This is a genomic window from Bowmanella dokdonensis (genome assembly GCF_017254865.1).
GTDB lineage: Bacteria > Pseudomonadota > Gammaproteobacteria > Enterobacterales > Alteromonadaceae > Bowmanella > Bowmanella dokdonensis.
Window position 1 is genome coordinate 21,902 of record NZ_JAFKCV010000006.1, and the last position, 21,979, is coordinate 43,880.

Here is a 21,979-nt window from a genome sequence, read left to right on the forward strand (position 1 = left end):
AGACAAACTCCCTGTTTAAGCGGCGTCAGCCGCTTTTTTTATGAAGAAAAACATCAGTATCATTGGACTCGGCTGGCTGGGTGAACCACTTGCCAGGCAACTGAAGGGGGCAGGATACCAGGTCTGGGGTTCCTGCCGAACCGAACAGAAAAAGCAAAGTTTGCTGGCCCAAGGCCTGGAGGCGGAGATATTTGAGCTGGGTAGCAGGTTGCCAGCCATGGCCTCCCCACCAGACCTCTGCGTCCTTAACATTCCGCCGGGCAGAAAGAACCTGCAGCCCCAACAATTCGTGCACAATATGCAAAGCCTGATTGATGAAATGCTAGGCAGGGGCTGCGAGCAGATCCTGTTCATCAGTACCACCTCTGTATACGGTCAGAGCAGCGGCGTAGTGACTGAGGAAACCCCGCCACAACCAGATACCGACTCCGGCCAGGCGCATGTTGAAATTGAACGGCATCTGTTGCAGTCCTGTAAAGGCAGGGTACTGAGGTTGGCCGGCCTGGTGGGTCCAGGACGGCATCCGGTAAAGCATCTGTCTGGCAAGACAGTGGACAAAGGTGGTCAGATGGTGAACCTGATCCACCAGTTTGATGCGCTGCAGGCCATCGGGGCGATAGTGGCTGGGCGGGGCAACCTACCTGTTTTGCATCTGGCGGCAGCCGCCCATCCCAGCAGGGAGAGTTTTTATACCTATGCGGCAGCATCAGCAGGTCTGCCATTGCCGGTCTTTCTGCCCGGCGACACCGATAAGGGGAAGAAGATAGATGCCAGTGCCACCCTCAGGGATCTTCGAATCGACCTGGCCTATGCCGACCCGATGACCATGCCCGTCCAGTTATAAAAAAACAAGCCGGACACAAGCCCGGCTAGCTGGATCAGGGCAAAGTTTTCAGAACAGCAGATTCTTGCCAAAAAATACAGTGGCAACCGTGTTGACGAAAATCACCGCCAGAATGACCGGGATAAAGGTACCGAGGGAGAAGTTGATATACTTCTGCAGCAGAGATCCTGCAAAGGTACTGTTGCCCTGACTGATCTCCGCGTCAAAGTTATGTTTCTTCCACCGGTAGATTACAAACAAACAGAGCAATAAACCGTTCAGCGGTAATATGGTTTCATAGAAAATATCGTAAACCAGATCGAAGAAGGACTTGGCCAGGGGCAGTCCATCGGCACCCAGACCATAACTGGTGAGACTGGTAAACAGATCCACCCGGCCAAATGACAAGGCGCAAATGATTGCCAGGACAATCATGGCTCCCCCCAGTGAATAGAGGGCGGTGCGGCGACTAACCCCTTTACCGTCCATCAGGCTGGCGACCGGTACCTCGATGATGGATACCAGCGATGTCAGGGCTGCAAAGAACACCAGCAGGAAGAAGAAACTGGCAATAAAGGACGCTCCCAGATAGCCAATATTAGTCTGCAGGGCCAGGAATATTTTCGGCAGGAAGGTAAAGATCATGCTGATGCTGGACTCTGACAACTCGCTGAGCTGCACATCGGGATTGAAGGAAAATACCGCCGGCAGAATCAACAGGCCCGAGCAAGCGGCCACCAACAGCGACAATCCCGCCACCATCTTGCCTGCCTGAACGATATTGTTACCCTTTTGAATATAAGAGCCGTAGGTAATCAGAATACCCATAGCCAGGGACAACGAGAAAAACGCCTGGGCCAGCGCCCCGTTGAGCACTTTGCCGGTCATCTTGTCAAAGTCCGGGATCAGGAAGAACTTGACGCCCAGCTCGGCATTTTCCAGGGTCATTACATAGATGACCAGAGCGATCAACATCAGAAACAACAGGGGCATCAATACTCTTGCCGCCTGTTCGATGCCTCTTTTGACCCCCCCCTGCAAAATAAGGAACGTCAGGCCGATAACAACAGCCATGTAGATAAAGAGCTCATTGCTGTTGATAAATACCCCAAAGCTGTCCGGCGCAGCCAGAAACTCCAGTTGTCCCATCACTGACTTGGCCAGATATCCGAAGATCCAGACAGTGATGACCAGATAAAACACTCCAATCATGAACGGCGTAATCACCGACATCCAGCCCACAGCCCGCCAGGCCGCATTCTTGCCTATTTCGGTATAGGCACCGAGCGGATTCTGGCGGGTATGCCGCCCAAGGCTCATCTCCGCCAGCATGACCGGCAGGCAGATAAAAAAGACGAAAAAGGCATACATTATTAAAAAAGCGGCGCCACCGTTTTTACTGGCCATCACCGGAAAGGCGACCAGATTGCCAATGCCGACGGCCGACCCTGCCGCCGCCAGCACAAAGCCGAGGCTGGAACTGAATTCTTCACGTTTCATCCTGCGCGGACTCCCTGAAATTTATAGATTATTGTTGTCGTCAGAAGGACAAGGATGTTAACAGCAGCATAACAAAATGTCTTTGCTGTCGGCCGATTTATTAGCGGCCTTGGCGGGATCAAGTGAATAGGATTGGCTCTACCAGGGGATCCTGTTGCCCCGCCAGTCAAGATAGTAGGGACCCTGCTCTTGCGGCAGGCCTTCAAGCACAGACAGCATATGCTGCACAGCCAGTTTTGCGCTGAAGAGTTGTTCAGCCGGTACATTGGCCTGAAAGGGTCTGGACAGGGAGGTGTCCACTGTACCGGGGTGATAACAGACTAACCTCACCTCGGGCCTGCGCCGTCGATACTCTACTTGTGCTGTGGCGACCAGCATGTTCAGGGCTGCCTTCGCAGCCCGATAAGCATACCAGCCGCCCAGCCGGTTATCGCCGATACTGCCCACCCTCGCGCTGATAAAGACCGCCACTGCAGGTTCCTCTTTGCTGAGCAGCAGCGGCAGATGCTTTATCCACAAGGCCGGAATAATACTGTTTACCCGAAAGCCTTCCACAAGCCATGCCTCATCCAGATCCTCCAGGCGCTTTTCCGGTTGCTTCCCGCCTGCATGTAACTGCCCGATACAACAGACCACCAGCCTGAACCTTGCCTTTTCATCCGCCATGGCCCTGCACAGCTGCTCTATCCCTTTGTTGTTGTGCTCGGGCAGACAATGGCTCACCAGTCTGGAATCCTCAGGATCCAGAGCCCGACGACTGACCGCATGTATGCGTTGGAAATCTGTATCGGCCAGCAAAGTCTCAACCAATTGCGAACCCAGGCCGCCGCCGGCGCCAATTATCAAAGCCGCTTTTTCCATTCTGTCCTCCTCAGCTGTTAAGGAGGGTACGAAGCAAAACCCCCACTGGATGACTTGAACTCTGAGAGGCCAGCACCCACATTAATGCTCAGCATCTTAATTTCCGGCACTTGCCGGCCCTTTAGTACTGAGGAAAACATGGCAAAGAATATTCAGCAAGCCACCCTGGCTGGGGGCTGCTTCTGGTGTATCGAGTCGGCCTTCAACTCTCTGGAAGGTATCGAATCCGCCTATTCGGGTTATGCCGGCGGACATCTGGCCAACCCCACCTACGAGCAGGTCTGTAAGGGCGATACAGGTCATGCTGAGGTGGTCAGAGTCAACTTCGATGCCGACAGGATCAGTTACCGGGAATTATTGGAGATCTTTTTTGCCCTCCATGATCCGACTCAGTTGAACAGGCAGGGAAACGACATCGGCACCCAGTATCGCAGCGCCATTTTCTACCACAACGGGGAACAGAAGCTGACAGCCGAACAGTTGATTGCAGAACTAGGCCGGGAGGATATCTGGCCAGGCGATATCGTCACAGAAGTCACAGAAGTGAATAATTACTATCAGGCAGAAGACTATCACCAGGATTACTTCAGCAATAATCCCCAGAATCAATACTGCAACATGGTGGTGGCCCCCAAACTGGCAAAATTCAGGCAGAAATTTGCCGCTCGTCTCAAAAACTGATCTATTACGGCATCTGCTTCAGTTCGAAACTAAAACAGGTGCCCTTGCCCAGCTCACTTTCCACCTGCAGATCGGAATCCAGTAAGGCTATGAGTTTCTTGCTGATGGCCAGACCGAGGCCAGTATGCAAGGCCTTATCTTCCTGGCTGTTCCTGGCCCGGTATCTGGCATCGAAAATGTACGCCAACTCCTTCTGGCTGATACCTACCCCATTGTCGCGGATGTTGACCCTGATCCTGTCTTGGTGCAGGCCTACCTCAATATCGATAGCGCCCCCTTTGGGCGTATGGCGCAGGGCATTGTCCAGCAGATTGGTCAGGACCCGCTCCAGTTTGGCAATATCAGCAAAGACCTGGTACTGGAACTCGTCGGGAATAATGCGCAGACGGATGCGCTTTTGATCCGCTTGAAGGGCGAACTTCGCCACCACGTCATACAGCAGATCGCCCAACGCAAAAGATTCCTGGTTGAGGGTCACCTGACCCCCTTCGAGGTAGGCCAGTTCAAATATCTGGTCAATAAGATGCTTGAGATTACGAGCGTTCTTAAGACAGATATCAACGAATCGCCGCCGCTCATGCTCCGTCAGGCTGTCTTCATTGAGGGCCAGGGTTTCAATGTAGCCCTGCAGATTGGCCAGGGGAGTGCGTAGATCATGTGACAGATCGGTCAGCAATGCCCTGCGTTGATTATCGACCCACTGCAAGGTTTCAAATTGACAATGGATATGTGCCATCATGCGATTAAATGTATCACCCAGCCTGTGTACTTCATTTCCACTGTCAGGGTGCCATTTTTCCATCGGCATCCTGGCCAGCTTGAAATCCTGGCGACTGTAAGCCTGCATGGTCTCCGTCAGGCGTTTCAAGGGCCGGGTAAAAAAGCCGAACAATAACAACAGCAGTACCAGCAGGAAAACCAGGGTAAAAGCCCCCAGCAGGGCCGGTTTCTGCAGGCCATGGCTGTCACGGACCTGGGCCAGCACTGAATCATAGGCTTCACCACCGATAATCATGTACAGATAGCCTTGCAGTGCTCCGTCACGGCGTACCGGCGCGGCAGAAAATATCTTGCGTGTAGTCAGGCTGCGGGGATCCTCTCCCAGTACGGGCAAGGACTGCGGATACCTGAGCAATTGACGAATTGGCTCAAGATCGACGCGCTGGCGCTTAATTTTCTCTGGTTCGGCGGAGTAGGCCAGGATGCGGCCGCTGGGATCGAGGTAATAGAATTCAAAGCTTGGCCCCAGCAGCATCAGGGTATGAAACAGGTTCTCCAATGCCTGGTAGTCATAGACACCTTCTACAAGCAGAGGATTGTCCTGCACCAGATGCTCGGCCAGGGAAAGGTGCAGGCGCTGTTCCGCTTCATGGCGGGTACGGCTCTGTAGCTGGGCACTCCACCAATAGAATACCCACAGCATCAACAGAAACACCAATACCAGCGAAAGAGCCAGCCGTTGATAGAGAGACAGCGCCATCATCGGACCCCCGCGGTGTTGAGTTTATAGCCGACCCCCCAAACAGTCTGAATAATCCTGGGTTGTGCCGCGTTGCACTCGACTTTAGCCCGCAGCCGGTTGATATGGGAGTTGACCGTATGCTCATAGCCACTGTGCTGATAGCCCCATACCGATTCGAGTAATTGAATCCGGCTAAAAACCTGATTGGGGTGGCGGGCGAGATAGGAAAGCAGTTCAAATTCAGTGGCCGTCAGGTCCAACACCTGCTCCCCCAATAGTGCCTGGTGCTGCCCATGATCGATACAAAGCCGCCCCAGACTCAACCTGCTGTTCCCCCGGGCCGGGTCATGCCTGCTCCTGAGCAGTTGCACTTTCCTGAGCTGCGAGCGGACTCTGGCCTGCAACTCGCGCACACTGAAGGGTTTGGTCATATAATCGTCCGCCCCCAATTCCAACCCCAGCACCCGATCCGTTTCCGTATCCTTGGCCGTCAGCATGAGAATAGCCTGCTCAGGCCGGGCCTGGCGGACCTGCCTGCAGATATCCAGTCCACTCAAATCCGGCAACATCAAATCCAGCAGCAAAACCTCATAGTCTCCGGACAAGGCGAACTCCAGTGCCGCCGCACCGTTGTCGACGTGGCGGCACTGTATGCCTATTTCCTGTAAATTAACCCTGACCAGATCGGCGATATCCTGATCATCCTCGACAATAAGTACCTTATCCGTCATCCTCCAGGCCTCCAAAGGCTATTGGGTTCGGGTTATACGGATCCTGGCTACTGGGTTGTCGAATCGCTGTGCCACTGTCAAGGCAGAATCGGGCAAACCGTCCGGCGCTGACACCACGCCCGGGTGCATGCTGATAAAATCCCGGTCATCCCGGGCCCCATTGAAACCCTCTCCACCGGCAGCGGGGCCGGGAACGGTGTGCAGGGATTCGCTGTTGGCCTCCGTACCTGCGTCGTAAGCGAAACTGTTACCTTCCCAGCTGTCACCCTCGCTCAACTGAGCCAGGTCTAGTGCATTGAGACCGGTAAAACCATCGTTTGTATTCCCCAACATGGCGGCGATGGACAACAGGCTATCGGTTTTTTCTTCAATGCTGATGCTGAGAGTTTCACTTTGGCCCGGCAAGATAGGGCTCTCTCCGGCGCTGGAGGCCAGTACCCTCTCCGTTGCCAGCATGGCCTGATTGTTACCTTCCTCCGCGACCTGCTCCAACGCCACGGAGGCCGACTGACCGACTTCCCATAACCGGCCTGACTCATGCAACAGCAAGGCCAGCGGGGAAATAGGCTGTCCGGCGGTGAGGTTAGTCACTGTCACTTCGTAGCGAACCATCACCGGTTCAGGTTCGGCAACCTGCTCGATTTTATCGTCATCCAGCCAGCAGCCACTCAGGGCCAGAACCAATACCAGGGGGGACATTCGTATGCTGATATTCATCATGCCCCCCTAGTTCACCGTGAGGGTCAATTTGGCCACAGGGTTCAGCCAGCGATGCAATCGGTTGTCCAGATCACTGCCGCCGCCGTCGGCCAGCGCATCACCCAGGTGGCCGGGATGGACGTGGATCATGCTGTTGCTTTCGGCGTCCGTGACACCCGTGCCGTTCTGTCCTATCTCATCTTGAAAAAATGGCAGAACCGGCAGCCCCGGGGTCCCAGGGGCGCCCCCGCCACGAACCTCATCATTGGCTTCGGTACCCGCATCATAACCATTCAGGTAGACAACATAACTACCGGCAGCGGTGGGAATCATCCAGCCGTCCAGTCCGACAAATCCATCGTTGCTGGGTACCATCATGCCGGTTATGGACAGGACAGCATTGCCTTCTTCGGTGGTCAGGCTGGTACTCACCGACATGCCCGGTGCCAATGGGCCCGCTGCCGGGTTTTCGCTGTTGTCGGCGCCGTTGCCGCTGGTCAATGTCACCAGACCGGCAAGATCGCCGCCCTCGGCCATGGCCTGAATCTCAGCGGAGGCAGCCTCACCGGTCTGAAAAAGATGCAGGTCCGGACTGTGGGCGCTGATTAACAATGGGGCGAAGTAGGTGCCGGCGGTAAGGTTCTGGACTTCAATATCCAGATTGGCGCCTCCAGCCGCGCCAGGTACTGCCAGCCCCAGCAAGAGGGCCGGGTGGAGTAAGTGTTTCATTATGCTGTCCTCGCAATGTTGTTATCGCCAGGCAAGCATAATGGGCAAACCTCCCGGAAGTATCACGAGGGGGTCACGTATCCATAACACGAGATCCCCACCTGATCCTGACCTCTGGGTTCAGCAGGCAGAGACAGTCAAACTCCGAAAAAGCGTCAGGCCTTCTGTCGTGGCTGACTCACCATGACGCGGCGGATCGTCAATACAACAGGCTGTAGACTTTGCGTCTGTACTGACTGGCCAGAGGATCTCCTGCCGGCAGGGCATTGATGGCATCCAGCATGATTTTCTTTGCCTCGCCGAAGTTGAGATCTTTTTGCAGGACGGCCAGCAGCAGCGCCAGGGCGTCTTCGGCCTTGCCGGTCTGCTGGTATTGCACTGCCAACTGCACCTTGAGTTCCAGGCTATCCGGTTCTTTTTCAAGGGCCTGCTGCAGGGCTTTGATCTCCGGAGTTTCTGCCGCCTGCTCGGCCAGCTCAATGCGACCTTTAAGGCTCTGATAGGTAGCGTCCTGGTCAATCATGCCGATGCTCTCAAGCAGCTCTTTGGCCTGGGCGATGCGTCCAAGTTCGATATAAGCTTCAATCAGTACAAACTTGATATCAGAACGCTCAGGCTCAAGATCATAAGCCTGCTTGGCCAGGCTGAAGGCCTGCTGGGCGTCTCCCATGCCGATGGCTTCCCTGGCTTGTTCCAGCAGCCCGTCCGCCGGGCTGGGCAGATGCTTTTCCAGCAGGGCACCGATTTCCGCATCGGATTTCATGCCGGCAAAGCCGTCCACCGGTTGACCGTCCCTGACCAGATACACAGTCGGCAGACTGCGCACGCCAAACTGCATGGCAATCTGCTGTTGCTCGTCACAGTTGACCTTGGCCAGAATCAGGTCATTGGCATGACGGGAAGCGATTTTCTCCAGCACGGGCATCAGTTGCATTGAGGCCTCGTCCCACTCGGTCCAGAAACCCACCATAATGAGTTTTTGCTGGGAGGCTTCCAGTATGACCTGCTGGAAGTTATCCAAATCGATATTGATGATATTACTCACAGAATCTGTCCATCTTTGCTGATTACCCGAATTATTGGGATGAACCCGCTTTTTACAAGTCAGAAACACAAAACGGGCCGCAGCCCGTCTTGTGGTCTAGCTGACACCCTTGAGCCTAAGGGCCTCGCTTTCAAGATGGGGAAAAAACGCCGCGGGCAGATACCCGCCCAACTGGCGCATCGCTTCCCCTAGCTCGCTGTAACCGGTACCACTGAGATTGAAATGCCCCATCTTGCGCTTGGGCCTGACGACCTTGCCGTACCAGTGCAGGTGACAGCCGGGAATGGCCAGCATGTCCAGGCCGAAAGCGTCGAAGCCGATGATGTTCACCATGGCGGCAATGCCCCTGGGACGCGTATCTCCCAGTGGCAGACCGCAAACGGCGCGCAGATGATTTTCAAACTGACAGGTATCGGCCCCCTGTTGGGTCCAGTGGCCTGAGTTGTGTACCCGGGGAGCGATTTCATTGACCAGCAGTTGATCACCGACCTGGAAAAATTCCACAGCCAGCACGCCCACATAATCCAACGCCTCCGCCAGTTTGCGGAATATGCTCTCGGCCTGGTCGGTCAGCGACTCATTCAACTGCGGTGCCGGTGCCACCGATACGTGCAACTGGCCCTGGTGGTGCAGATTCTCTGCCAAGGGGTAGAAACGTATTTCGCCGCTTCGGCTGCGCATACCGACCAACGACACTTCCCGCTCGAACGACTGCATTTTCTCCACTACCAGCGGCACTTTTTTCAAATCCAGATCCGTCAGGGACTGCGCCAGAGCGGGCAAATTACTTCTCTCATTCAGCCGCCACTGGCCATAGCCGTCGTAGCCGTCGCGACTTGCCTTGAGGATCAATTTATCGCCAAGCAGCTCGACGGCTCCCTCCAACTGAGACACTTCGTCCACTATCTGATGGGCACAGTTGGGGATCGCCAGCCTTTCCAGCAAACGCTTTTCCCTGACCCTGTCCGCACCGGTCAGAATGGCCTCAATGCCCGGATACAACTTGCCACTTAATGCGGCCTGCTCAAGCAAATGCTCAGGCACATGCTCAAACTCCACCGATATCGCATCGGCATGGTCGATAGCATGAGACAGACTGATATCACTGATTTGTTTGGTGACAGGATTAACAATTTTCTCACTGCCCACATCCACGGCATGCACTTCTATTCCCAGTGGGCTGCCGGCAAGATACATCATCCTTGCCAGTTGGCCGGCGCCGTAGATCAGTACTTTCATTCAGGCAGCTCCAGTTGCTGGTTGCCCAGCACCTTATCCGTTTGTTCCTGCCTGAACGCGGTGATGGCATCCTTGAGCCTGCTGTCAGACAGGGCCAGTACCTGAGCGGCCAGCAAGCCGGCATTGGCGGCACCGGCATCGCCTATCGCCAGGGTACCGACCGCCACGCCTTTTGGCATCTGTACGATTGAGAGCAGAGAGTCCAGCCCGTTCAGGGTCCTGGATTTGACCGGCACGCCAAATACGGGCAAATGAGTATGGGCTGCAATCATGCCTGGCAGGTGGGCTGCTCCGCCAGCACCGGCAATAATGACCTGAACGCCTTCATCCGCCGCCGTTCGGGCAAACTCGGTCAGCAGATCCGGGGTGCGGTGAGCTGAAACGACCCTGGCGCTGTAGTCCACTCCCAACTGCTTCAGCATCAGGGCAGCTTGCTGCATGGTCGGCCAGTCTGACTGGGACCCCATCACGATGGCAACTCTTGGCATCATGGCTCCTTACTCATCTGAATTAAAAATACGTCCCGACCGATCCGTTGATGGCAGGATAATGTAAAACGGAGGCCGGATTGTACATGGAAAGTGCAAAAATGTCCTCTGCACCCACGCCAGAATCGACATACTTGGGATCTAATCACCAGGAAGCGGGAATTCCCACAATCTGTGCTTGAATATCATAGACTTGGGCCAGATATAGAGCTGAGTCCCAGCGACAACAACAGGAAACAGAGGCAATGAACGCACTGAAGGAATTTTTCAAACTGGAATCAGCCAGCGGCATACTGCTGATGCTGGCGGCCGTTCTGGCACTGATTGTGGCCAATTCTCCCCTCGCCGGCCTTTACGACTCCTTCCTCAATATGCCCATGGCGGTTCAGGTGGGCAAACTGGAAATTGCCAAACCTCTGCTGCTGTGGATCAACGACGGCTTCATGGCCATCTTCTTTTTCCTGGTCGGCCTGGAGCTGAAGCGGGAAATCCGCTCGGGTCAGCTGTCCAAGCCCGAAAACATCATGCTCCCTGCTGTGGGTGCCCTGGGTGGCATGCTGGTACCGGCGGCTATTTACGTGTTCTTTACCTGGGGGAATGAGGTTGCCTTATCTGGATGGGCCATCCCCGCCGCTACAGATATTGCCTTTGCCCTGGGCGTGCTGGCCCTGCTGGGCAGCCGCATCCCCCCCAGCCTGAAAATATTCCTTGTCTCTTTGGCCATTATCGACGACATCGGCGCCATCCTGATTATTGCCCTGTTCTACACCAACAACATCTCCACCGGCCCGCTGATCGTGGCGGCGGTCAGCCTGGTCCTGCTGTGGTGGATGAACAAGCGCAATGTAACCGAAGTTGCCTCTTATGTGTTGATCGGCGTGGTGCTTTGGACTGCCATGCTCAAGTCGGGCGTCCATGCAACACTGGCCGGCGTTCTGCTGGCCTTCTTCATTCCCATGTACGACAAGAAAAAAGCGGGCTATCTGCCAGTGCAGGAATTGGAGCACAGTCTGCACCCCGCCGTGGCCTATGTAATACTGCCCTTATTCGCCTTTGCCAATGCCGGTATTGACTTCTCGGGCATCAGCCTGTCCTCCGTCATGCACCCGGTAACCCTTGGCGTGATGCTGGGACTGGTTGTGGGTAAACAGGTGGGTGTTTTCGGTTTTTGCTATATCGCGATCAAGCTGAAACTGGTCAGATTGCCGTCGGATATTAATATGACCCAATTGTACGGAACCGCCCTCTTATGTGGAATCGGCTTTACCATGAGCCTGTTTATCGGTTCGCTTGCCTTCGAGGAGACTGGGGTCAACCTGATGTTCGACGAAAGAGTGGGTATTCTGGGTGGTTCGCTCATCTCTGCGGTTGCAGGCTATTTGGTACTCAGGTCGGCAAAGCATAAGGCGGCGGGCTAAGGGGCTCGCCAGTCCTGCAGACCGTAGTCAGCGAGAATCCGGCTTAATTCCCCTGACTGGCGCATTGCTGCGGTTTCCCGGCCCAACAGCTCGGCCCGCTGTACCGACTCGGCCATGGCGGGAGAAAAAGCCACATACACATTGGCAAAGTCAGGCGGCATGGAAGGCCTGCCGGCCAGTGTCACGGGCAAATCAGGCCCCCGGGTGGCAAGGTAATGGCGCAGGACGGACTCGTCTTCAAGCATCAAATCAATCCGCCCTGCCGCAAGCATACGTAATCCCTTTCCGATTGGGTGCGTCCCATACATCACCTGGATATACAGGGCGTTCTGTGGATCGGCAATATACTGGTCCAATTCCGGCCCATAGCTGTAGCCTGAACTCACCCCCAGGACCTTACCCTGTAGCGAACCAATATCCTGATACCGCCAGGATTCGTTTTTTCTGGCCCAGAAACTGGTCTGCATCCGACCCTGTTCAAAAACCGGGAAGACAAAGTCCGGCGCATCGGAAAGTGCAGCACCCACGATGGCGTCGAACTCTCCCGTCCGGGTGCCCTGTACAGCCCTGTTCCAGGGCAGGATTTGATACTCAATCTGAATATCATGTCTGGCAAAAGCCCGTCTGGCGATTTCAACCATAAAGCCGGGCTTGCTGCTGCCGGGATCGCAATTGTACGGGCACCAGCGATCAGCCACGAGGATCAGTGATGGGGCGGCCAAGCTGCAACTAGTGAAAACGGCGCAAATCAGCATCAGGTAGGTGTAGCAGACGCGCACAGACGGCTCTCGGTCAAATACTTGGTATAAGTCTAGACATAGTCGCTCAGCCCACGCAAACCTTGTTTCTGCCGCTATCCTTAGCCTCATAGAGAGCCTCGTCAGCCTGTTCGAGCAAGTCCTTGGCCGATGAATGGCGGGCCAGATCCAGGCTGGCCACACCAAAACTGGCGGTGACCTGGTCATGGTCTGACGGCTGATGGCGGATTTGTAATTCACGGATGGCGTCAGCAGCGGCCTCTGCCACCTCCTTGGCCCCCTGCTTACCCGTATCCGGCAGCACTATCGCAAATTCCTCGCCGCCATAGCGGGCCAGCAGGTCACCGGGTCGGCGTACTGCCGACAACACCGCTTTGGCCACCTGTTTTAGGCAGTCGTCACCGGCCTGATGACCATATTCGTCGTTAAAGGCCTTAAAATGATCTATGTCCAGCATAATCAGTGAAAGTAATCCTTTGCTACGCTGGCTTCTCCGCCACTCGGCGTTCAGCGCCTCATCAAAACGACGCCGGTTCGCCACCCCGGTCAAGCCATCCATCAGGGCCATTTCGCGCAACAGATCGGACTGCAGTTTGAAAGTAAGGTGGGTCATCACCCGATGGCGCAACGTCATGCCGCTTACGGGTTTGGGCACGAAATCCACACCGCCTGCCAACCAGCAGGCTTCCTCTTCGTCCTTATCGTCGTGCCCGGTGACGAATATCACCGGGATGCGCGCGGTGGACTCTTCCTGTTTCAGGCGACGACAGACTTCCAGCCCATCCATGCCGGGCATCACCACATCCAGCAATATCAGATCCGGCGGCGAATTGAGGCAGAACTCCAACGCCTGCTCACCGCTGGTGGCCACAAAAAGTTGATGTTCATCGTTGAGTAGCTGATGGATCACTCTGATATTGATGGCCTGATCGTCAACCACCAGCACTTTGCCGCGCGGTTGACGTTGCTCCAGTTGTTCCAGATCGGGAAAGTAGCCTGTTACCACATCACTGCTCCTCAATACGGCTTTTCACTTGTTTGCATAATGCTAATGCTCTGGGAAAATCCATACTCTCCATCGACTGGTTTAACTCCCCGCTCAGGATCGGGGTTTCCCTGAGCAAGCTGTCTTTTAGGTTCTCAAAGACCACCAGCGCGTCCAGATTGGCCTGTTCCAGCAATTCAAGCAAGCGGTTTAGTTCACTTAGCAACCATACCTTAGATATCGATTTGTCCGCTATCTCACCCGAATTTTTACCAACCAAAATCTCAAGCTCGTTCCGGCACAGTTCCAGTTGTCTGGCCAGGCCGGTACGATTCACTCCATATTCTCTGGGATTGTTTTGTCTGAGCTGCCTCTCGAGCTGCCCGGCGAGCTGCGCCACCACAGTCGCTCCAATAGTTGCACCCATGCCTTTCAAGCTGTGCAACTGATCGGCTATATGTGCGCGTCGTTCAAGGGGGTAGTTGGCCGGAATGCTGTCCAAAATTTCCGGTGCCTCGGCCAGAAAGGATCTGATACTTTTTTCCAGTACCGCCCGATTGCGCCCCATCCGTTTCAACGCTCCTTGCCAGTCAATACGCTGACTGACGGTAGAAGCCTGTTCTGACGCAGCGCCTTCCTGTCCTGTCTCAGCCGGTGTCCGGGCATCTCCCGGGCCGTGGGTCCATTTTAGAATCACCCTCAGCAGATTTTCCAGTTCAAACGGCTTGCCCAGATGGTCATTCATCCCTACCGCCAAGGCGGTTTCCCGATCGGAAGCCAGCGCATTGGCGGTCATGGCAATAATGGGCAATGTCCTCAATCCCAACTTCTGGCGGATTTGTTTGGTGGCGGTATAACCATCCATACCTGGCATCTGAACGTCCATCAGCACCAGATCCAACTGCTGACGTTCGCGCCTGACCCGTTCCACTGCAGCCATACCATTTTCAGCAAGCAGCACTTCGGCCCCCTCTATGGTCAGCAACTCCATGGCCACCTGTTGATTTGTCTTGTTATCCTCAACGAGCAACAACCTCAGCCCCTTCAATGGTTTCTTGCCTACTTCCTTGGCGGCAGTCAGCCGGCCCCTAAAGTTCAGACAGTCGGCGACGGTATCCAGCAACATAGAGGCGGTGATGGGTTTGACCAGCAAGGCATTGGTGATCTCTTCGATCGATTGCCGTTGACTGATAATCTCTGCTCCATGGGCGGTAACCATGATAAACATGGGTAATTTGTGGGGTGGAAACATGGCACGAATGCACTCGCAGACTTCCCATCCGTCCATTCCAGGCATTTTCCAGTCCATCAGTACCAGGTCATAGGGTGGATGATTACCGCCGAGCGCCATTTTTGCGATTGCCCGCTCGCCCTTGTCTATGGCTTCGCCCTGCCATCCAAACGACTGAATCATGGTCAACAATACGTCTCTGGTAGCTTCATGATCATCCACGATCAGCACGCGCAAATCCTTGGGCAGATTGCGGGTCCGCCGTTTTTGCAGTACTTCGCAAGGCAGGGTGAAGCTGAAAGTACTGCCTTTGCCCAGTTCACTGACCACCTTCAGCTCTCCCCCCATCAGGTCCACCAGCCTTTTGCAAATGGCCAGACCCAGGCCCGAGCCGCCAAAGCGGCGTGTGGTTGAGGCTTCTGCCTGGCTAAAACCGTCAAAGATATGTTGCAATTGTCCTTCGTCTATCCCGATTCCGGTGTCACTGATATGGAATTCCAGTGTCAGACTGTCCCCCACCTGCTGCATCTTGCGTACCGAGAGGCAAACCTCTCCCTCCTCGGTAAACTTGATCGCATTGCCGGCCAAGTTTATCAGGATCTGCTTGAGGCGCATCCCGTCGAGCAACACCTCACTGGGCAATTGCGGATCCAGGTCGAACAGGACATCCAGATCCTTAAGATCCACGCTGGCGGAGACGATATTTGCCACTTCCCGAAGCACCAGATCCAGATCACAGGGCTGGGGATCCAGGTGCAGCTTGCCGGCCTCCACCTTGGAAAAATCCAGTATGTCGTTGAGAATGCTGAGCAATGTATTGCCGGCCGATTCGGCCTTTGTTACATAGTCCTGTTGTTGAGTCTTGAGTTCACCGCGCTTTAACAATTGCAGCATCCCCAGTACCGCATTCATAGGGGTGCGGATTTCATGGCTCATATTGGCCAGAAATGCAGACTTAGCCTTGTTGGCGCTGTCGGCTTCAATCCTGGCTTTTTGCAGCGTGTGCTCGTACTGCCTCTGGGCAGTGATATCCCGGTTGATGCCCAACACGAGTTCTGGTTCACCGTTACTGTCACATTCCACCGTGGCGGCAGCCTGTATGGTCCTGACGCTGCTATCTGGCAGTCGGATGCGAAAAGTCGGACTAAACACGCCTTTGCCTGCCAACAGATCCTGCAATTGGCTGATCAACCACTTTCTGTCCTCAGGGTGAACTGAATCGTACCAGGACTGATAGTTCAGGCGGGTTGCGGCCGGAAGTTGGTAAATCTGGAACATCCTCTCATTCCAGGACAGCTTATCTGCTTTTACCTCCCAACTCCAAATGCCCAACTCACCCACTTCTGCGGCTTTCAACAAATGATCGCGGGTGGAAACCAGCTCCCGCCGCACTTGTACCTGTTCCGAAATATCAGTGGCCATGCCCAGAAACCCGGTAATCTCACCTTGCTCATCCACCAGACTGGTAACAGACAGTTGTACGTCTATGTATCGGCCGCTCTTGTGAACATAAGTCCATTCATGGGAATTCACCTTGCCTAGCCGGGACTTACACACAAACACTTCGAATCCGGGTAACACATTCCTGCCCAGTTCCTTTGAGAAGCTTTTGGCGCGGCTTTCTATTTCACCTGACAGATGAAAGACTGCGGGGGATTGCTTGCCAATCATCTCGTCGGCACCGTATCCGAGCAGTTTTTCCGCTGCCGGGTTGAACAATGTGATAAGACCATTGGGATCGGTCGCAATAACAGCATGGCCCGCTTGTTTCAGTACCGCCTGCTGAAACCTGTGCATCTTGGCAATCTCGGCAGTCTGCGCTGCCACCCGGTTTTCCAGTTCGTTGTTTAGCTGCTGGATCTGCATCTCATAGGCTTTCTGCTGGCTGATATCCCGCATTGTGGCCGCTGCACCTATTATCTTCTCACCTTCTGTGACCGGAGAAACTGAGACCGACAGCATAGCCAGACTTCCGTCTTTGCAACGTCTTTGGGTATCATAAGGCAACACCAACTGGCCCTGTCTGATTTTTTGCAAAGTGTGTTGCGTCTCTTGTCGGAGGTGTTCAGGAACCAGCAGTTGGACAAAAGACTGCCCTACCGCCTCTTCATAGCTGTAGCCGAAAATTCTCTCTGCCGTCAGGTTCCAGTCCGTAATCATGCCCTTGAGATCCGCCCCGATGACCGCATCCCGGCTGTGGGTGACAATGGCGGCCAGTCTTGCCTGTTCGCGACTCAGGCGCTGACGCTGGCGGACATTCATCCGGTATAGCAGCAGCAATGTGCCAATCAGCAGCATGCCTCCAAACATGGCAGCAACCTGTCGACCTGCAGCAGAGGCCACATCCCTGTCCATCAATGACTGGGGATACGTTATACGCATGGTCAGATGCCGGGGTGTATGACCTGATTGCAGTGTCAGTTCGTGCTCGGCCAGGTAAAAAACCTCCTGTCCATTACTGACCCGACGGAGCGTCTGTTGCCAGTCATATCTTGCCGGCAGCACTTCAAATTCATCCTGCCAGGTGGCGGCTGCTCCAAACTCAAAAGAGAAACTCCGCTGCGCATCAGGATGTATCAGATACTGGCCTTCGCTGTTTAGCAGGTAAAGCTGCCGGTCTGTATTGAGGTTGGTAGCCAGATCCTGCAAAAGGCCTGTCAGGTCCCAATTAACGATCACCAATCCAAACAGGGTACCGCCTTTATCGTAAATAGGCGTAGCAACCCTGATGGTTGGCTGCAGAGGCGTCTCAATTTCACCTAGCTCCCGGTTAAGGTTGATCTCTGACACATAGAGCTGCCCTTCAGGCAGCTCTATGGTTTCAATAAAGTAATCGCGATGAGCTTTGTGCTGAAGATTGGCAGGCGGCACACGCCGGACCTGCCCCTGGTTACGATCCACCCTGACCAGTTCCGCACCGTCATTTTCCAACCCAATGTATCGGACTTGCTTGATATCTGGGTGACTATTCAGATAGGCAGTAAAAATCTCTTCCAAACGGGTTATCCACAACTCCGCCGTACTGTTTTCCTGAGCATCAAGCCCATTGCCTGCAGCGACCCTGACAAGTCCCTGTATGGGAGGAACGCCAGAGAGCAGCATGACATCCCGCTTCATGGCGGCAACCTGCTCTTCGAGCCGGCCCGTCCGGGCCTTCAGTTGGTCAGTCAAATTCACGGTCAGGGTTGAGAATGTCTTCTGTCGCTCATATCGGATACCCGATACAAACAACAACACCATGATCGCCGCAAGGGCAGCAACCAAAAGTGTTACACGCAGGTATCGCCTGGAAAACATCTGCACTCCATCCGTCATCTTCAGCTCAGCATATACCTAGAATCAGCTTTTTCACTATCCAGTTCAAATACTTCTAGCATTGAATTTAATTGCAGATGACCCAATGATGGCAGGATAAATAATGCAGAGACAGGGACTTAACATCCGATGAAGGCATTGGAGATTCGTGATTTACACAAGACCTACAAGGGGGGGACACAAGCCCTCAAAGGGATTGATCTGGATGTCCAGGAGGGGGACTTCTTCGCTCTGCTGGGTCCCAATGGAGCCGGCAAATCCACCTGTATCGGTGTTCTGGCCAGTCTGGTAAACAAGACCCAGGGGCAGGTGCGTATCTTCGGCGACGATCTGGATACAGATCTGGTGAGGGCCAAATCGCATATAGGTTTGGTGCCGCAGGAGTTTAACTTCAATCAGTTTGAAACCCTCCTGCAGATCGTGGTCAATCAGGCCGGTTATTACGGCGTACCCAGGCAAGTGGCCAGGCAACGTGCTGAGAAGTATCTCAAGCAACTGGATCTTTGGGATAAACGCAACACACCGGCCAGGACCCTGTCCGGCGGTATGAAGCGACGCCTGATGATTGCCCGGGCCCTGATGCACGAGCCCAGAATGCTTATTCTGGACGAGCCCACTGCCGGTGTGGATATCGAAATCCGCCGCTCCATGTGGTCATTCCTGAAGCAGATTAACCAGCAGGGCATCACCATTATCCTGACCACCCATTATCTGGAAGAGGCGGAAATGTTGTGCCGCAACATCGCCATTATCGACAAGGGACGCATCATCGAAAACACCAGTATGAAGGGCTTGCTGGCCAAACTGAACGTGGAGACATTTATCCTGGACCTGGCTCCCTGCAGTAAGGAGCCCAGGCTGGAGGGCTTCGAATACCGTATCCTGGACGATCACACCATGGAAGTGGACGTGGCCAAGAGCGAGGGATTGAACGGTGTGTTCAGGCAATTAAGTGAGCAGCAGATTCAGGTGCTCAGCATGCGCAACAAATCCAACCGTCTGGAAGAGCTGTTTGTTCGCCTGGTTGAGGGCGGCCGTGACAAGTGAAGTATTTGATTAAGGTTTATCCATCCCATGAATAGTTTAAGTTTCACCGCTCTGCGTACCCTCTGGATCAAGGAATGTACCCGTTTTATGCGGATCTGGGTGCAGACCCTGGTGCCGCCGGCCATCACCATGACCCTGTATTTCATCATTTTTGGTAACCTGATCGGCAGTCGGATAGGCCAGATGGACGGGGTCAGCTACATGGAGTTCATCGTGCCCGGGCTGATCATGATGTCGGTCATTACCAACGCCTATTCGAATGTCTCCTCATCCTTTTTCAGCGCCAAGTTCCAGCGCAATGTGGAAGAGTTACTGGTGGCACCGGTGTCAAGTTGGATCATTATTCTCGGCTTTGTCGGCGGGGGAGTGGCCCGTGCATTGCTAGTGGGGATTCTGGTGACCCTGGTGTCCGCTTTTTTTGTCGATATCAATATCCATAATCCACTGATGCTGATCCTGACCCTGCTGCTCACTGCCACCCTTTTCTCCGCTGCCGGCCTGGTCAACGCCGTATTCGCCAAGACCTTCGACGATATCTCCATGGTACCTACCTTTGTCCTCACCCCGCTGACCTATCTGGGTGGCGTGTTCTATTCCCTGTCCCTGTTGCCCGAGTTCTGGCAATGGGTCAGCAAGGCCAATCCCGTTGTTTATATGGTCAACGGATTCCGCTATGGCTTTCTGGGTGCCTCGGATGTGGGCATAGGAACGGCCCTCTCGGTGCTGATAGGCTTCAATCTGCTGGTGTTCGCCACGGCCTGGCATCTGATCAACAAAGGTGTGGGGATCCGCAGCTGATGAGCGAGGGTATCTCAAAGATTGTCACCACTAACCAAACCGGTCCCCACGATAAGCTGGAAGAGCTGGTCAGACGGCATCTGAGCAGCGACAGCCAGAAGCCGATCAGCCAGCATACCCGGGAGGCCTTCGAACAGGCCAGCGCATGGCTCGGGGAGTGGCAGGGACCACTGATTCTGGATTCCTGCTGCGGCGTAGGCGAGAGTACCGCTGTCATCGCCTCCCGCTACCCCGCCGCCAAGGTTATTGGCGTGGACAAATCGGCGGTGCGCACAAAGCGACATGAGCGCGCCTACGCTTCGGGGCAGGACAACTATCTGGTGCTGCGCGCCGATTTAAACGATTTCTGGCGTCTGGCCCACCGACAAGGCTGGAAGCTGGCCAGGCATTACCTGCTTTATCCTAACCCCTGGCCCAAGTCCATGCATATCAAACGACGCTGGCACGGGGGCGCCAGCTTTGCCGATATTATCAGGTTGGGTGGGCGATTAGTCCTGCGCAGTAATTGGCTCTTGTATATTGAAGAATTCGCCCTGGCGCTGAAAGTGGCGGGATTCGACGCAACGCCCTCGCCCTATCAGTCCGAACAGCCTATGACTCCTTTCGAGCGAAAGTACTGGGCCAGCGGCCAGCAGAGCTGGCAACTGGAAGCAGACCTGGGCTGAGAATGGGGTTACATCCCTGCTCTTAGAGGAAGCTGGCTATCTCGTTTAACTCTTTCTTTACCAGGGCATGCTCAGGAATTGTGGCGTTTTCGGCGGGATAGCCGGCCACGATCAGCATATACGGGCGCTCGTTGTCTGCATCCCGGCCACAGATCTCCGTTAGAAAGCTCATGGGTTTAGGTGTGTGGGTCAGGGTGGCCAGTCCCGACTGGTGCAGGGCCTGAATCAGAAAGCCGGTGGCCAGTCCCACAGACTCATGAACGTAGTAATTCTGCTGCTTGTCGCTGGCATGGATGCCCCCCTTTTTCTGACTGAACACGGCAATCAGCCAGGGCGCCACTTCCAGATATGACTTGTTGGCATCGGTACCCAGGGGCTTTAGGGCTTGCAGCCATTCCTCACCAGCACGGCCCTGGTAAAAAGACTGCTCCAGTGCCTCAGCCTGGGCCCGGATCTGCTTCTTTACCTCGGCGCTGCCAATGGCCACAAAATGCCAGGGCTGATGGTTGGCGCCGCTGGGGGCTGTACCGGCAGCACGAAGGCAGGTTTCAATCAATTCCCGGTTAACGGGGCGGTCTGAAAAAGCCCTGACCGAATGGCGCCGCCTGCATGTGGCATAAAAGTCCCGTGCTCGTTTCAGCATCTCGCTGGCGGGGTATTCGATAAAATCCTCGAGTGGCACTGAGGCGTGTTCTTGCATGACTGGGGCCCATTTTTAATCCTGTTGACCCATTCTTATCCTGCTCATCAAAGGCGTCAAGCCGGACGCGTCAGTTAAGAAACGCCTGTGGCTTGCTGAAGTAAAAACCCTGTCCATAGCGGATTCCCAGGCTCCTGACCGCCTGCAGGGAAGATTTGTCCTCAATATGCTCGGCAATCACGGCAATATCCCGTTCCTCGGCCAGTTGCTGCAGGTGGCTGACAAAATCCATGGTTTCCTGACTCCTGGCCATTTGCTTAATCAGGGCGCCGTCCACTTTCACGCCATCAATGGGGAGCTCCAGTATTGTCATGATATTGCTCGAAATGGCGCCAAAATGATCGACAAAAAGGCGAATGTTCAGTGTCTTGCACATCTGCAGGAAAGATTTGAATTCATTGCGATGGTTAAAGGCCGTGGCGGCCATCAGTTCGAGTGTAATGCGTCCCGGATTAGGATATTCCGGCAGAAAGTCGGTCAGAAAGCGCACCAACTTGGACTCGACGATGTCCTGCTGACTGATATTGATGCTCCAGGCCATATTATTGTTGCGAAAATACTCGGCGCTGGCATGGAAGATCCGCTGACTGAGTTGCCCGAAGCATTGTCCCCGTTCAACCAGGTATAAAAATTCGCTGGGCAGAAATGTCTGCTCCTTGTCGGTGACCAGCCTGGCCAGACATTCATAACTCCAGACCGCATGGTGCTCCAGGTCCATAATCGGCTGGAAATAGGGCACGATGCGTTCAATATCAAAGGCTCCGGCTATTTGTTTGATTCGCATTCAGGGCAAGAATTGGCGGC

The 21,979-nt window shown here is 54.6% G+C and carries 19 protein-coding genes and 1 pseudogene; 6 read left to right on the forward strand and 14 right to left on the reverse strand.

The window, feature by feature from the left end:
• Nucleotides 1-40: 40 nt before the first annotated feature.
• Nucleotides 41-844, forward strand: a complete 804-nt coding sequence (locus J0A66_RS11925) for an SDR family oxidoreductase (RefSeq protein ID WP_206574051.1) — start codon at nucleotides 41-43, stop codon at nucleotides 842-844.
• 48 nt (nucleotides 845-892) lie between these two features.
• Here J0A66_RS11925 and J0A66_RS11930 read toward each other — a convergent pair whose 3' ends face one another.
• Both J0A66_RS11930 and J0A66_RS11935 read right to left on the reverse strand, forming a co-directional pair.
• On the reverse strand, nucleotides 893-2,323 hold the full coding sequence (locus tag J0A66_RS11930; protein ID WP_206574052.1) for a sodium-dependent transporter: 1,431 nt from the start codon (nucleotides 2,321-2,323) through the stop codon (nucleotides 893-895).
• Nucleotides 2,324-2,461: 138 nt separating this feature from the next.
• Complete coding sequence (locus tag J0A66_RS11935) at nucleotides 2,462-3,184, reverse strand: SDR family NAD(P)-dependent oxidoreductase (protein WP_206574053.1); 723 nt, start codon at nucleotides 3,182-3,184, stop codon at nucleotides 2,462-2,464.
• A gap of 138 nt (nucleotides 3,185-3,322) precedes the next feature.
• On the opposite strand from J0A66_RS11935, the gene msrA reads away from it, so the two are divergent.
• On the forward strand, nucleotides 3,323-3,865 hold the full coding sequence (gene msrA, locus J0A66_RS11940; RefSeq protein ID WP_206574054.1) for a peptide-methionine (S)-S-oxide reductase MsrA: 543 nt from the start codon (nucleotides 3,323-3,325) through the stop codon (nucleotides 3,863-3,865).
• 4 nt (nucleotides 3,866-3,869) lie between these two features.
• Here the strand turns inward: msrA and J0A66_RS11945 are convergent, their stop codons facing one another.
• The 7 genes from J0A66_RS11945 to purE form a co-directional block, all read right to left on the reverse strand.
• On the reverse strand, nucleotides 3,870-5,345 hold the full coding sequence (locus J0A66_RS11945) for a HAMP domain-containing sensor histidine kinase (RefSeq protein WP_206574235.1): 1,476 nt from the start codon (nucleotides 5,343-5,345) through the stop codon (nucleotides 3,870-3,872).
• Nucleotides 5,345-6,058: a winged helix-turn-helix domain-containing protein gene (locus J0A66_RS11950; RefSeq protein ID WP_206574055.1), complete on the reverse strand. Its 714-nt coding sequence runs from the start codon at nucleotides 6,056-6,058 to the stop codon at nucleotides 5,345-5,347. The genes J0A66_RS11945 and J0A66_RS11950 overlap by 1 nt, the downstream gene beginning before the upstream one ends.
• Nucleotides 6,059-6,076: 18 nt before the next feature.
• The gene (locus J0A66_RS11955) at nucleotides 6,077-6,778 is read right to left on the reverse strand and encodes a spondin domain-containing protein (protein ID WP_206574056.1); all 702 of its coding nucleotides are present in this window, start codon (nucleotides 6,776-6,778) and stop codon (nucleotides 6,077-6,079) included.
• Nucleotides 6,779-6,784: 6 nt separating this feature from the next.
• Nucleotides 6,785-7,486, reverse strand: coding sequence for a spondin domain-containing protein (locus tag J0A66_RS11960; protein WP_206574057.1), 702 nt, complete (start codon nucleotides 7,484-7,486; stop codon nucleotides 6,785-6,787).
• A gap of 199 nt (nucleotides 7,487-7,685) precedes the next feature.
• Complete coding sequence (locus J0A66_RS11965; protein WP_206574058.1) at nucleotides 7,686-8,531, reverse strand: tetratricopeptide repeat protein; 846 nt, start codon at nucleotides 8,529-8,531, stop codon at nucleotides 7,686-7,688.
• Between the two features lie 96 nt (nucleotides 8,532-8,627).
• Entirely contained in the window at nucleotides 8,628-9,770 is a 1,143-nt protein-coding gene (locus J0A66_RS11970; RefSeq protein ID WP_206574059.1) for a 5-(carboxyamino)imidazole ribonucleotide synthase, read from the reverse strand.
• Nucleotides 9,767-10,258 carry a 5-(carboxyamino)imidazole ribonucleotide mutase gene (gene purE, locus J0A66_RS11975; RefSeq protein ID WP_206574060.1) on the reverse strand — a complete coding sequence of 164 codons (492 nt, stop codon included), beginning with the start codon at nucleotides 10,256-10,258 and terminating at the stop codon, nucleotides 9,767-9,769. Before purE ends, J0A66_RS11970 begins: the two co-directional genes overlap by 4 nt.
• 239 nt (nucleotides 10,259-10,497) lie before the next feature.
• On the opposite strand from purE, the pseudogene nhaA reads away from it, so the two are divergent.
• Nucleotides 10,498-11,676, forward strand: a pseudogene (gene nhaA, locus J0A66_RS11980) (Na+/H+ antiporter NhaA); the annotation flags it as partial.
• Here nhaA and J0A66_RS11985 read toward each other — a convergent pair.
• From J0A66_RS11985 to J0A66_RS11995, 3 genes are read right to left on the reverse strand one after another with little or no spacing between them, the layout of a single operon-like run.
• Nucleotides 11,673-12,455: a transporter substrate-binding domain-containing protein gene (locus J0A66_RS11985; protein ID WP_206574062.1), complete on the reverse strand. Its 783-nt coding sequence runs from the start codon at nucleotides 12,453-12,455 to the stop codon at nucleotides 11,673-11,675. The pseudogene nhaA and the gene J0A66_RS11985 overlap by 4 nt on opposite strands.
• Before the next feature lie 46 nt (nucleotides 12,456-12,501).
• A complete protein-coding gene (locus J0A66_RS11990) occupies nucleotides 12,502-13,440 on the reverse strand; it encodes a diguanylate cyclase domain-containing protein (protein WP_338143886.1) in 939 nt (312 codons plus the stop codon).
• 1 nt (nucleotide 13,441) lies between these two features.
• Nucleotides 13,442-17,947 carry a PAS domain S-box protein gene (locus J0A66_RS11995; protein WP_206574063.1) on the reverse strand — a complete coding sequence of 1,502 codons (4,506 nt, stop codon included), beginning with the start codon at nucleotides 17,945-17,947 and terminating at the stop codon, nucleotides 13,442-13,444.
• Between the two features lie 147 nt (nucleotides 17,948-18,094).
• On the opposite strand from J0A66_RS11995, the gene J0A66_RS12000 reads away from it, so the two are divergent.
• Genes J0A66_RS12000 through trmB form a run of 3 tightly spaced genes read left to right on the forward strand, consistent with a single transcriptional unit; the run spans nucleotide 18,095 to nucleotide 20,475 of the window.
• On the forward strand, nucleotides 18,095-19,012 hold the full coding sequence (locus tag J0A66_RS12000; RefSeq protein ID WP_206574064.1) for an ABC transporter ATP-binding protein: 918 nt from the start codon (nucleotides 18,095-18,097) through the stop codon (nucleotides 19,010-19,012).
• 27 nt (nucleotides 19,013-19,039) lie between these two features.
• Nucleotides 19,040-19,810, forward strand: a complete 771-nt coding sequence (locus J0A66_RS12005; RefSeq protein ID WP_206574065.1) for an ABC transporter permease — start codon at nucleotides 19,040-19,042, stop codon at nucleotides 19,808-19,810.
• Nucleotides 19,810-20,475, forward strand: a complete 666-nt coding sequence (gene trmB, locus J0A66_RS12010; RefSeq protein WP_206574066.1) for a tRNA (guanine(46)-N(7))-methyltransferase TrmB — start codon at nucleotides 19,810-19,812, stop codon at nucleotides 20,473-20,475. The genes J0A66_RS12005 and trmB overlap by 1 nt, the downstream gene beginning before the upstream one ends.
• A gap of 22 nt (nucleotides 20,476-20,497) precedes the next feature.
• Here the strand turns inward: trmB and J0A66_RS12015 are convergent, their stop codons facing one another.
• Entirely contained in the window at nucleotides 20,498-21,175 is a 678-nt protein-coding gene (locus J0A66_RS12015; RefSeq protein WP_206574067.1) for a nitroreductase family protein, read from the reverse strand.
• A 70-nt stretch (nucleotides 21,176-21,245) separates the two neighbouring features.
• Nucleotides 21,246-21,959, reverse strand: a complete 714-nt coding sequence (locus tag J0A66_RS12020) for an EAL domain-containing protein (RefSeq protein ID WP_206574068.1) — start codon at nucleotides 21,957-21,959, stop codon at nucleotides 21,246-21,248.
• Nucleotides 21,960-21,979 lie beyond the last annotated feature (20 nt).